Consider the following 12908-nt stretch of genomic DNA (forward strand, 5'->3'; position numbering starts at 1 on the left):
ACACCCAAACGGGGTGTGTTCCTAGTGCTTATTTGGTTTGGGCTTGGGTGCTTGGTCGTACCTTCTACGTTCTGAATAAGTAGGGTTCACACCTTTTTTTGTGTCCTTATGCCTCTTATTTATTAACCCCATAATAGTATAGCCTATGATTTAAACCCATTCTTTCCTTATTTCCTTAATTTATGCTTCGCCGCATTTCTCCGGAAGAAAAACGACCAATTTTATTCTTAAAGCCCAGAGAAAGGTAAAGGTGGATGCGCCCCCGTTTTATTTTGTTTCGAAATGGGTGCGACACGCTTTTGCATTCTTTTCCCTGTTGGATGGAGATGCAGAGCGTGGCGCACTTTTAGTTTCAAACAATTTAAAAACGAATCTTTTTACGATGACAAATGATGAGTTGCAATCGAAGACGATTGCCTTTTTGCGCTTTCCCTTGATCGTGGGGGTGGTATTGATACATTGCTATTATAAAGAATTGCCGATAGGTGGTGTTAAGGTTCCCGTAATGGATGAATATCCCATTTATAAATTAATAGCGGACCTGTTTTCTCAAGTGCTGGCACGTACTGCCGTACCCCTTTTTTTCTTGATATCCGGTTATCTGTTCTTTTATAAGAGTTCCTTTAGTTGGCCTATGTATGGCTCTAAATTGCGAAAGCGGGCACAAACCTTGCTGTTGCCTTATCTATTTTGGAATGGAGCATTGGTGGGTTTGCACCTCTTGATAGAACTTTTGTTTCCATCTGTGCTTTCCGGTGAGGTTAAACCTGTGCTGGATAACGGATGGTGTGATTGGTGGGATACCTTTTGGGCGAGAGAACCTAGTGAGCCGGGAGGAATGCCGATGCCGATCAACTATCCGTTGTGGTTTATCCGTGATTTGATGGTATTGGTGGTATTCTCGCCATTGGTGTATGCTATGGTACGCTATTTACGGCAATATGCGTTAGCGCTACTTGGCTTTCTTTGGCTCATTTACGATGGGGTCAGTTCGCCGGGTTTAAGTCCGACCGCTTGGTTCTTTTTCTCGCTTGGTGCTTTCTATAGCGTGCATCGGCGGAATTTTGTAGTGGAGACGCGTCCTTTATTACGGGGGGCGGCATTGCTTTATGTGGTTTTGGCTTTAGCGGATCTTCTTTCAAAGGAATTAGGATGGAATGTTTATGTGCATAATGTAGGCATTCTTGTGGGCTGTGTCTTGGCGATCTCTCTTTCTGCGTATGGATTGGAAAAAGCTCTTTGGCGGACTAACTCCTTCTTGGAGGGGGCTAGTTTCTTTGTCTTTGCCTCTCATGTTATCGTGCAGATCTTTATATATCGATTGATATTATGGTTCTTCCGGTCTTCTGCTGAATGGGCGATTATTGGGATTTACTTCGGGGTTGCTTTGGGAGCTATTTTGATCTGCTTGGCTTTCTATGCCATGCTTCGGCGCTTTCTGCCTAGGCTTCTCTCTGCAATCACGGGAGGCCGATAGCTTTCTGTGGGGGTGATGACTTGTCAGTGGGAGGCGCTTTGCTGTGACTATTTGGTCAGGATTGGCGTTTTTCGCTGACAATGCCTTTTTATAGGCAGGGTGAACTGGAGGGAAAGGAGAGCGAAAAAGGTCGGTTTTTACCGGTTTTCGGGTCTGCGGATAGGCATTGTAAGGTTGTTACGATCCAGTTGTAGGGTGTTTACGGCGGCGTTGTTAGTTGCTTTCGACTACGAATGCTATTGTTTTCGGAGCGAAACACTATTGTTTTCGAGTGAAAAGTCTATTGTTTTCGAATAAGAAGTCTATTGTTTGTATGTTTGAGGGTGATAAGAGACGGGAATCCTCGCTAGAATAAAAGCCCCAAAAACGATATATTATTGAAAGATAACTAATTGCGGATTTTTATTCTCAAATATGGAAACCGACTGTACTCTGGGGCGAAATATTCGATTCTCTGGAGCTTTAGAATACAAAATGTCAGAATGTCAAATTGGGCGATCTTCTATTATTAACAAAGGAAATCTCATTATCTTAGGGCAATGTCATAGGTTGTAGAGACGGGGCGTGCCCCGTCTCCCGTATCATGTGCGATGGATTCATGTTTCTTTGGCTATGGATGAAATTTGGTATGGTTGCCTTGTTTTTATCTGAATAATAAGGCTGGATTGGAAATAAATATCTACTTTTGTGCTCTAAAACATTAAAGTAAACGAAAATAGAAAGATGGCTGCAACGAAACGAATGAAACGTGCCTTGGTCTCTGTGTTTCACAAAGACGGGCTGGACGAAATCCTAAAGAAATTGCATAGCGAGGGTGTGAGCTTTGTATCAACAGGTGGTACTCAATCATTTATCGAGTCATTGGGTTTGCCTTGTGATGCGGTAGAGGACTTGACTTCTTATCCGTCTATTTTGGGCGGTCGTGTGAAGACGCTTCATCCGAAGGTATTCGGTGGTATCTTGGCTCGCCGTGAGAACGAGAATGACCAGAAACAATTAGCTGAATATGAGATCCCGGAGATTGACTTGGTTATCGTTGACCTATATCCTTTCGAGGAGACTGTCGCTTCCGGCGCTGAGGAACAAGCAATTATTGAGAAAATAGATATAGGCGGTATCTCTTTGATACGTGCCGCCGCGAAGAACTTCAAGGATGTGGTAATCGTAGCTTCCAAGGCTCAATACCAGCCGTTGATGGATCTTTTGAACGAGAAGGGCGCTGAGACAAGCATCGAGGATCGTAGATGGTTCGCCAAAGAGGCGTTCGCCGTTTCCTCGGGTTACGACTCCGCTATCTTCAATTATTTTGATGGCCGCGAAGGTTCCCATTTCCGTGCAACGGTAGATAGCCCGATGCATTTGCGTTATGGCGAGAATCCTCATCAAGCCGCTAAGTTCTATGGTAAGTTTAACGATATGTTCGATCAAATCCATGGAAAAGAGATTTCTTACAACAACTTATTGGATATCGACGCTGCCGTGAACTTGATCGATGAGTTCGACGAGCTGACGTTCGCTATCTTAAAACATAATAATGCTTGCGGTATCGCTTCCCGCAGTAATGTGGTTGAGGCTTGGAAAGAGGCTTTGGCTGGTGACCCGGTTTCCGCTTTCGGTGGCATCTTGATCACGAATACTACGATTAACAAGGAAGTGGCCGAGGAAATCAACAAGATTTTCTTCGAGGTGATTATCGCTCCGGCTTACGACGCTGACGCGCTGGAGGTACTTCAACAGAAGAAGAACCGTATCATCTTGATCCGTAAGGATTGCAAGACTTGCCCGATGCAGTTCCGTTCTTTATTGAATGGTGTCTTGATGCAGGAGAAGGACTTGAGTATCCAAGGTAAGGCTGATTTGGAGCCTATGACGGATAAGCAGCCGACAGCCTCGGAGGTTGAGGACCTGTTGTTCGCCAACAAAATCGTGAAGAACAGCAAGTCCAACGCGATCACCTTGGTGAAGAACAAGCAGCTTTGCGCCAGCGGTATCGGGCAGACCTCTCGTGTGGACTCTTTGAGACAAGCCATAGAGAAGGCTAAATCATTCGGCTTCGACTTGAATGGCGCCGTGATGGCTTCCGACGCTTTCTTCCCGTTCCCCGATTGCGTTGAGATCGCAGACCAAGCAGGTATCACGGCCGTAATCCAGCCGGGAGGCTCTATCAATGATAAGTTGTCTGTCGAGTACTGTAACCAACATGGTTTGGCTATGGTGAAGACAGGTGTTCGTCATTTTAAACATTAATAATAAGACTAATGGGATTGTTTTCTTTCACACAAGAAGTTGCCATAGATTTGGGTACCGCTAATACCATTATCACGTGTAATGATAAGATGGTGGTAGACGAACCTTCGGTGATTGCTTTGGATGCTCGCTCGGACAAGGTGCTGGCTGTCGGTAAGGTGGCCCGTGAGATGTACGAGAAGACGCACCCGAATATTCGTACCGTACGACCGCTTCGTGAGGGAGTTATCGCGGATTTCTATGCTGCCGAGCAAATGATTCGCGGCTTTATCAAGATGGCGAGCGGAAGGAAGCGCTGGTTTGCTCCGTCCTTACGTATGGTGATCGGTATCCCTTCTGGTAGTACGGAGGTAGAGATACGTGCTGTGCGAGACTCTGCCGAGCATGCCGGCGGACGTGATGTGTACATGGTTTTTGAACCGATGGCTGCCGCTATCGGTGTCGGTATAGATGTCTTGGCTCCCGAGGGTAATATGATCGTGGATATAGGAGGTGGTACTACCGAGATCGCTGTCATATCCTTAGGTGGTATCGTGTCGAATAAATCAATCCGTATGGCGGGTGACGATTTAACAGCTGATATCGTGGAGTATATGCGTCGTCAACACAACGTGAAGGTGAGTGAGCGTATGGCCGAGCGTATCAAGATCAACGTGGGTTCCGCGCTTACGGTATTGGAGGACGCTCCAGAGGATTACGTGGTTCATGGCCCGAATCAGATGACTGCCTTACCGATGGAGGTACCCGTCTCTTATCAGGAGATCGCCCACTGTCTGGATAAGTCTATCTCGAAGATCGAGGCGGCTATCTTGAGCGCCTTAGAGCAAACCCCTCCCGAGTTATATGCCGATATCGTGAAAAACGGTATCTATTTGGCTGGTGGTGGCGCTATGCTTCGCGGTTTGGATAAGCGCTTGCGGGATAAGATGAATATCCAGTTCCATATCGCCGAGGATCCGTTGCATGCCGTGGCTAAAGGTACGGGAGTCGCTTTGAAGAATGTGGAGAAGTTTAATTTCTTAATCCGATAAGAGTAAATAATTGGGAATTGAGAATTGAAAGTTGAAAATTAGCGAGCCGATAGGTTTAGTTCTTTTCAATTTTCAATTCTCAACTTTCAATTTTCAATTCCTATGCGTAAGTTACTAGAATTCCTGATCGGGAAGAGGCATTGGTTTTTGTTCATTCTGCTTGAGGCTATTTCGTTGATGTTGGTCTATCGTAATAACGCATACCAACGGAATATTATATTCAGCTCAGCGAATGTCGTGACAGGATATATCGCCTCGATATCCGGATCTGTTACTTCTTATTTGAATCTTCGGGATATCAATAAGGAGTTATTGGAGCGTAACGGACAGTTGGAATTGCAAATGCTGGATCTGCAAGATCAGTTAGATGCGCTGATTGCGGATACGGTTAGTTTTAAGGGATTCGCGCCGGATTCGACGGAGCAATTTCCTTATTCGTTTGTCGTGGCGGATGTAGTGAACAACAGTGTCACGCATTTGTCCAATTATATTACCGTGAATAAAGGGAAGCTGGATGGGATCATGCCCGATATGGGAGTTGTCTCTGAACGAGGTGTGGTTGGTATCGTATCGACGGTTTCCGATCATTTCTCCGTGATCATTCCGTTGCTGAATCCTAAGTTCCGGTTGAGTTGTAAGGTGTTAGGTAGTAGTTATTTCGGGTCATTAAGCTGGAATGGGCGCAATACGCTGTACGCCAACCTCGATGAGTTGCCGCGTCATGTGGAGTTCCAGAAAGGCGATACGATCGTGACGAGCGGTTACTCCGCCGTATTCCCCTCGGGTATTATCGTAGGTACGGTCGCTGATTTCGAGAAACAACACGATGATAATTTCTATTCATTACAGGTAGAGTTGGCTACGGATTTTCAAGCGTTGAACAACGTGCGTATTATCAAGAATTTCCGTCAGACGGAGCAAATTGGTGTAGAACAAGAGGCGAAAAGAAATGATTAATAATTTACTGCGTGGTTTCATATATTTCGTGGTGTTTGTGTTGATTCAGGTCTTGGTCTTGAACAACATTCATTTCTTGCGGATCGCTACCCCGTTTCTGTATCTCTATTTCATTATTAAGATGCCGGTCGGTAGCTCACGGACGCAAGTCGTTTTCTTCTCTTTCATAGCCGGGGTGGTTATTGATACGTTCAGCAACACACCGGGTATGCATGCGGCCGCCTGTACATTGGCGGGATTTTGCAGGGAGCCGTTAATCCGTGTATTCATGGGGAAAGATTTGCCGGAAGGTATTTACCCGTCTTATAAGACCTTTGGTTTCGGAGGCTTTTTCCGATATGTGTTATCGTTTGTGTTGATACAACATACGACTCTTTTTGTGATTGAGTCGTTGACTTTATTTGACCCGTTGTTTCTGGTTGTCCGTATCCTCTCGAGCGTGGTGATGACAACCTTATTGATTTGTACGGTAGAAGCATTCAATATAGAGTCTCAGAAAAGTGGAGAATAATACCAAGTATGAGTTTGAGAACAGGCGCTATGTCTTAGGTGGGGCGGTGATCCTGTTGGTTATCATCTTTATTATCCGTTTGTTCATCCTTCAGGTGGTCGACAACGATTATAAAGCTTGGGCGGATAGTAACGCTTTCTTGAAAAAAACCTTATATCCTTCCCGAGGTATGATGTACGATCGTAATGGTAAATTATTGGTCTATAACCAGCCCGCTTACGACGTGATGCTTATCATGCGTGAGATACAGCCTTTCGATACCCTCGATTTCTGTGATGTGCTGGGCATCACGAAAGAGCAATTCCTCAAACGTATAGCGGATATTAAGAACCGGCGGTTAAATCCCGGTTATTCTTCCTATGTCCCTCAAGTATTTATGAACCAGCTTTCCGCGCAGGAATATGGCGTGTTGCAGGAGAAGTTATACAAATTTCCCGGCTTCTATATCCAGAATCGCACGATCCGCCAATACGAGTATCCCAATGCCGCTCTTGTGCTGGGAAATATCGGCGAGGTAAACCGGAAAGATATAGAGAATGACGCTTATTATACACAAGGCGATTACTCCGGCAGGACCGGGATCGAGCAATCGTACGAGGAATATTTGCGGGGCGTGAAAGGAGTCGAGATCCTGTTGCGTGACGCTCACGGACGTATCAAGGGGCGATACGAGGAAGGCAGGCACGATATCCAGCCGGAATCCGGCAAAAACTTGAAATTATCCTTGGATATGGACTTGCAGGCTTATGGGGAGAAGTTAATGCAGAATAAATTAGGGGGTATCGTGATGATAGAGCCGGAGACAGGGGAGGTACTTTGTATGGTTTCCGCTCCTACATATGATCCGAGTATCTTGATCGGGCGCCAGCGGGGAAAGAACTACGTGGCTTTGCAGAAGGACCCGTTGAAACCTTTATTCAACCGCCCGCTCATGGCGCAATATCCTCCCGGATCTACATTTAAACCGACTCAAGGTTTGATCTTCTTGCAAGAAGGGGTGATTACTCCGGAAACTCAATATACCTGTGCGCATGGATATACCTTCCGGGGAGGTAAGCCGGCTTGTCACGGGCATCCGTCTCCTCTGAATCTGGTCGGGGCGTTGGCGACCTCTTGTAACTCTTTTTTCCCTTGGGGATTGCATGATATGATCGACAGCCGGAAGCGATATCCGTCGGTACAGGAGGCTTTTGAGGTTTGGAAGAATTATATGGTTTCTATGGGGTATGGCTATAAGCTGGGAATCGATCTTCCGGGGGAGAAGCGAGGGTTCATTCCGAATAGTAAGTTCTACGATAAGGTGTACCGGGGACGTTGGAATTCCAGTACGGTTATCTCGATCGCTATCGGTCAGGGTGAGATATTGGCTACGCCTTTGCAAATCTGTAATTTGGCGGCTACTGTCGCTAATCGGGGATATTATATTACTCCGCATGTCGTGAAAGAGATTCAAGACACCCCGCTGGATACATTATATAGTAAGAGGCATTATACATCGGTGGATACGCATTATTATAGTTATATTGCCGAGGGTATGCGAGGGGCTGTTACGGGAACCGCTTATGGTGGAACCTGTCGTGGGGCGGCTTTACCGGATATCGAGGTTTGTGGAAAGACGGGAACGTCGGAGAACCCGCATGGTAAGGACCATTCTATTTTTATGGGATTCGCTCCTTATCAAAAGCCGAAGGTCGCCATTGCCGTGTTTGTGGAAAACGCCGGATTCGGTGCTACCTATGCGGTGCCTATCGGTAAATTGATGTTGGAGAAATATTTGAAAGGAGAAATATCCGAGGCTAACAAGGCGACGGAGGAATATATTATGAATGCCGTAATACTACCGAACAATGCGCTATAGGAAAACGGAAATATGGAAGTCGGTAGACTGGATTACTATTTTGTTGTATTTGATTATGGTAATCGCCGGTTGGTTTAGTATTTGTGGGGCGAGCTACGAGTTTGATAACGTTGGCTTGTTCGATCCGTCGGGTCGTCCGGGGATGCAGATGATTTGGATCGGTACCTCACTCGCCCTTATTTTCGTCATATTGATGCTGGAAAGTGACTTCTTCGATATATTCGCCTATCTGATCTATGCGTGCGTGATCGTATTGTTGATCGCCACTATATTTTTAGCACCTAATATCAAGGGATCGCATTCTTGGCTCGTATTGGGACCTATCCGTTTGCAACCAGCGGAGTTGGCTAAGTTCGCTACCGCTTTGGCCGTGGCGAAGTTTATGAATGGCTATGGCTTTAAGCTAACGACGGTCAAGAATTTCTCAATCACTTTGTTCTTGATCTTCTTGCCGATGGTTTGTATTCTTTTACAGAAAGAGACGGGGTCGGCATTGGTTTACTTGGCATTCTTCCTGATGTTATACCGGGAAGGAATGACTGGATATATTTTGTTGATAGGAGTTTGTGCGGTCGTCTTTTTCGTTACGGGAATGAAATATTCAGAGGTGATGGTGGGTATTACCCCATTGGGTGAATTAATCGTCTCTTGCCTTGTCTTATTAATAACCATGGGATTAGTTGGGAATGTCCGTAAGGATTATATAAGCGTTAAGATCATGCTTGGGGGAATTGCTTCGATATTCTTGATCGGGTATGTCGTTTCTTTGTTTGTCCCGGTAAACTTCGCTTGGATATCGATAGGCTTGGTAGGAGCCGCATCAATCTATTTATTCTATTTATCCATTCGAAACTGGGTATGGCATTATGCGTTAATCGCTCTGTTCGCTTTAGGTTCTATCGGTTTCCTATTTTCTGTGGATTATGTGTTTAATGACATATTGGAACCTCACCAACAAATTCGTATTAAAGTCTCTTTAGGCTTGGAGGATGATCCTAGCGGGGCGGGGTATAATGTGAATCAATCCAAGATCGCTATCGGTTCCGGAGGATTATCCGGAAAAGGATTCTTGAATGGGACGCAGACCAAATTGAAGTATGTGCCGGAACAGGATACGGATTTTATCTTTTGTACGGTAGGCGAGGAGCAAGGCTTTTTGGGAGCCTCTGCCGTATTGATCGTATTCGGACTTTTTATTCTTCGTCTGATTGTATTGGCGGAGCGGCAAGATAATGCTTTCGGGCGAGTCTATGGCTATAGCGTAGCCTCCATATTCTTTTTCCATCTGGCGATTAATGTCGGCATGGTAACGGGATTGACTCCGGTTATCGGGATTCCCTTGCCTTTCTTTAGCTATGGAGGTTCCTCGCTTTGGGGATTTACGATCTTATTGTTTATTTTTCTTCGTTTGGACGCTTCTCGGAAGGAGCGTTAATGGAAGAAGGTAAGACCCGTAAGCCGATTTCCTGAATGCCCGGAAGTTGGTCGTTACGCATCCCCTGCCGGAAGCTAAAGGTATATTGCCCTTTAACGGGGAAATAGTAAGCAGACCGTATCGGGAAACTGGATTGAAACAGGGAGATCCCGTCCCCATACCATTTCCCAAACTCATCAGCTAACATACATTCGATCGTATCCCTTTTTAAAGGACCTATCGGAAGTTCCTCGCTGCAAAATACCCATAGGTTCTGATACGGATACATATTATTGTTCCGTACTTCCAAGGTTAGGTCGTACGGAACCGATATATCCTCAATCAAGAAAGTGAAATAGTACTCCTTATTCTTCTCCCACGAGGTGTTCTGGATAGCTTGATACTGATCGTATACAGCTTCATTCTCGCAAGAGAAGCATAAGAAGCATGTTACACAGGCAGCAATGAACTTTTTAAGCCTCAGGCTTTGTCTCTGGTCTATTCTCCGTTTTATCAGGTCTGGCCTGTTTGATCGGTTGCTGAGGTTTGTCATTATTCGCAGGCTTGTCATTGTTGGATTGCTTATCGTTATTAGCTCTCGGCCTTTGTTTCGGGCGATTGTTTCGGTTGTTCTCCCTGTTATTATCACGGTTGTTCTCCCGATTCTCCCGACTGTTTTCCCGGCTATTATCTTTGTTATTCTCCCGGTTATTCTCTCTGTCCCGGTTATTCTCACGATTGCTATTCCTATTATTTCCTCCGTTGCGGCGATTATTGCCACCGGCTCCGTTTCCTCCGTTGTTCTTATTCTCAGAAACAGGTGCGTCGGTGTTGGTAACTGCCGTCGCGGTGGTGTTAGCTCCGTTCCCGTTTCCATTGTTCTCGCCATTATTCTTGTTGGCAGGACGTTTTTTCTTTTTCTTTTTAACAGAGTCGAAACGTGTGACGCTTTCTTGCCCAAGAATATCTTGAGCGTCTCGTTTCGGTGGTTGTGGCTTCGTATCCGCCTCTAGAGATATCGGCTTCATGCCTTTCTTATTCATGTTAATGACATCGAAAGCACGGCTTGCCGGAATCGTGATAAGATTAGCCGCAAATGATTTATCCGTAGAATAGGTAATTTCCCGTTTGAAAATATCCGTCTTGAAATGATAGTAATTATTATCTTTGGTTTCCAAGACAATCTCCCGGGAAGGAAGGCGTTTCTGGGCTTCCACATATGTATCTACCTCATAATTGATACAACATTTCAATTTAGCGCATTGTCCGGCCAATTTCTGGGGATTCATGGAAATATCTTGATAACGGGCAGCTCCGGTAGCGACCGATACAAAACTTGTCATCCAACTGGAACAGCAAAGTTCTCTACCGCAAGGGCCGATACCACCGATACGTCCGGCTTCTTGACGAGCACCGATCTGCTTCATCTCGATACGAACACGAAAAGCCTCCGCTAGCACTTTAATTAGTTGACGGAAATCTACACGTTCATCCGCTATATAATAAAAGATCGCCTTATTACCGTCACCTTGATACTCTACATCACCGATTTTCATATTCAATCCTAAATCGGCTGCGATTTGCCGCGAGCGAATCATAGTGGCATGTTCCTTTGCTTTCGCTTCCTCATATTTCTCGATATCGGTCGGTTTTGCCTTTCGGTAAATCCGTTTTGGCTCAGCTTCCGTGCGCACGTTGTTCTTCTTCATTTGCAGCAGAACCAATTTACCCGTTAAAGAAACCGTACCGATATCATGACCGGGACTTGCCTCTACGGCTACTATATCACCTTTTTCCAAAGGTATTTTAGCACTATTCAAGTAATACCCTTTGCGGGTATTTTTAAATTGAACCTCTACGAAATCAGTCGAGCCTTCCGCGTCGGGTACATCGCACAACCAATCATAGGTATTCAGTTTATTGTTTTGCCTTTTGCTGCAACCTTTGCAGCCCATATGGCTACTTCCTTTATCTAATATGAAATCCATTTATTTTTAATTTGTAAGAGGGCCATCGACATAACCGCCCAATTTATCTAAATATGCAAAAATAGTGATTTATTCCCATTCAAAATCATAGTTATGATTTTTTCAGTTATAAAAAAAGACCCGAAGATAGGTGTTATACCTAACCTTCGGGCCTTTTCTTATATATTTACACGATTAGTCTACCAACCCATGGCTCTTGAATACCTTGTGGATTGTCTCCAAAGCGTAATCTAGTTGCTCTTTCGTGTGGGTAGCCATAAGGGAGAAGCGGATCAGTGTATCCTCGGAAGCAACTGCGGGAGCTACTACCGGGTTTACGAAGATTCCGGCCTCAAATAATTCTTTTACGATAAGGAATGTCAAGTCGTTGTCACGGATAAACAACGGGATGATCGGGGTAGAAGTATGTCCGATCTCACAACCCATGTTACGGAAACCATCCAATGCGTAATGAGTCAAATCCCATAAATGTTGGATACGTTCCGGTTCGCTTAACATGATATCTAATGCCGCGTTCGCTGCGGCAGTAGCGGCAGGCGTATTGCTTGCGCTAAAGATATAGGAACGGGAGTGGTGACGTAAGTAATTGATAACCGGTTCGTCCGATGCGATAAAACCACCGATAGAAGCGAAAGACTTACTGAAAGTTCCCATGATCAAATCAACATCGTTCGTAACGCCGAAGTGATTACAAGTACCGCGGCCATGATCACCGAATACACCGATACCATGAGCCTCGTCAACCATTACACTTGCGTTATATTTCTTTGCGAGAGCTACGATTTCCGGTAATTTAGCGACATCACCTTCCATGCTGAAGACACCGTCGATAACGATAAGTTTCACCTTGTCTGGCTCGCATTTCTGGAGTTGTTTCTCCAAGGAGTCCATATCGTTATGCTTGAATTTCAATTTCGTGGAGAAAGAAAGACGATGTCCTTCGATAATGGATGCATGATCCAACTCATCCCAAAGGATATAGTCCTCACGTCCGGTGATACAGGATACAACACCTAGATTAACTTGGAAACCTGTAGAGTATACGATGGCGTCTTCTTTACCAACAAATTCTGCTAAACGTTTTTCCAACTGGAGGTGTAAGTCCAACGTTCCGTTTAAGAAACGTGAGCCGGCACAACCTGTACCATACTTTTTAATGGCCTCGATCGCTGCTTCTTTTACTTTAGGATGATTGGTTAATCCTAAGTACGCATTAGAACCAAACATCAAGACTTTCTTCCCGCTGATTAGAACTTCCGTGTCCTGATCGCTCTGGATTTCCCTGAAGTAAGGATAGATTCCCATTGCCATGGCTCTTTGAGGAGCGTCGTACTTTGCTAGTTTCTCTTGTAAAAGTTTCATATTATTATAAAAGAGAATGATTTATCTCGCTATTTATTTATTCTAATAAAGAACACAGGTTCG

General features: G+C 45.0%; 10 protein-coding genes. 7 read left to right on the top strand and 3 right to left on the bottom strand.

Features of this window, described 5'->3' with window-relative positions:
* The first annotated feature begins 382 nt into the window (after nucleotides 1-382).
* From D7V92_RS16690 to rodA, 7 genes are all read left to right on the top strand, one after another.
* Complete coding sequence (locus tag D7V92_RS16690) at nucleotides 383-1477, top strand: acyltransferase (protein ID WP_121773342.1); 1095 nt, start codon at nucleotides 383-385, stop codon at nucleotides 1475-1477.
* 723 nt (nucleotides 1478-2200) lie between these two features.
* Complete coding sequence (gene purH, locus D7V92_RS16695; protein WP_121773343.1) at nucleotides 2201-3724, top strand: bifunctional phosphoribosylaminoimidazolecarboxamide formyltransferase/IMP cyclohydrolase; 1524 nt, start codon at nucleotides 2201-2203, stop codon at nucleotides 3722-3724.
* Nucleotides 3725-3735: 11 nt separating this feature from the next.
* A complete protein-coding gene (locus D7V92_RS16700) occupies nucleotides 3736-4755 on the top strand; it encodes a rod shape-determining protein (RefSeq protein WP_008773378.1) in 1020 nt (339 codons plus the stop codon).
* Between the two features lie 102 nt (nucleotides 4756-4857).
* The gene (mreC, locus tag D7V92_RS16705; RefSeq protein ID WP_057326697.1) at nucleotides 4858-5712 is read left to right on the top strand and encodes a rod shape-determining protein MreC; all 855 of its coding nucleotides are present in this window, start codon (nucleotides 4858-4860) and stop codon (nucleotides 5710-5712) included.
* Nucleotides 5705-6223: a rod shape-determining protein MreD gene (gene mreD, locus D7V92_RS16710; protein ID WP_005854832.1), complete on the top strand. Its 519-nt coding sequence runs from the start codon at nucleotides 5705-5707 to the stop codon at nucleotides 6221-6223. Before mreC ends, mreD begins: the two co-directional genes overlap by 8 nt.
* Entirely contained in the window at nucleotides 6213-8081 is a 1869-nt protein-coding gene (mrdA, locus tag D7V92_RS16715) for a penicillin-binding protein 2 (RefSeq protein ID WP_121773344.1), read from the top strand. Before mreD ends, mrdA begins: the two co-directional genes overlap by 11 nt.
* Nucleotides 8071-9516 (top strand): rod shape-determining protein RodA, encoded by a 1446-nt coding sequence (gene rodA, locus D7V92_RS16720; protein ID WP_121773345.1) that lies wholly within the window; start codon nucleotides 8071-8073, stop codon nucleotides 9514-9516. The genes mrdA and rodA overlap by 11 nt, the downstream gene beginning before the upstream one ends.
* Here rodA and D7V92_RS16725 read toward each other — a convergent pair.
* The 3 genes from D7V92_RS16725 to D7V92_RS16735 form a co-directional block, all read right to left on the bottom strand.
* The gene (locus D7V92_RS16725; RefSeq protein ID WP_121773346.1) at nucleotides 9476-10048 is read right to left on the bottom strand and encodes a gliding motility lipoprotein GldH; all 573 of its coding nucleotides are present in this window, start codon (nucleotides 10046-10048) and stop codon (nucleotides 9476-9478) included. The genes rodA and D7V92_RS16725 overlap by 41 nt on opposite strands.
* Nucleotides 9969-11483: a regulatory iron-sulfur-containing complex subunit RicT gene (locus tag D7V92_RS16730; protein WP_008773373.1), complete on the bottom strand. Its 1515-nt coding sequence runs from the start codon at nucleotides 11481-11483 to the stop codon at nucleotides 9969-9971. The genes D7V92_RS16725 and D7V92_RS16730 overlap by 80 nt, the downstream gene beginning before the upstream one ends.
* A gap of 174 nt (nucleotides 11484-11657) precedes the next feature.
* Complete coding sequence (locus D7V92_RS16735) at nucleotides 11658-12845, bottom strand: aminotransferase class I/II-fold pyridoxal phosphate-dependent enzyme (protein ID WP_005854840.1); 1188 nt, start codon at nucleotides 12843-12845, stop codon at nucleotides 11658-11660.
* Nucleotides 12846-12908 lie beyond the last annotated feature (63 nt).

It is taken from the genome of Parabacteroides sp. CH2-D42-20, from assembly GCF_003670185.1.
Taxonomy (GTDB): domain Bacteria; phylum Bacteroidota; class Bacteroidia; order Bacteroidales; family Tannerellaceae; genus Parabacteroides; species Parabacteroides distasonis.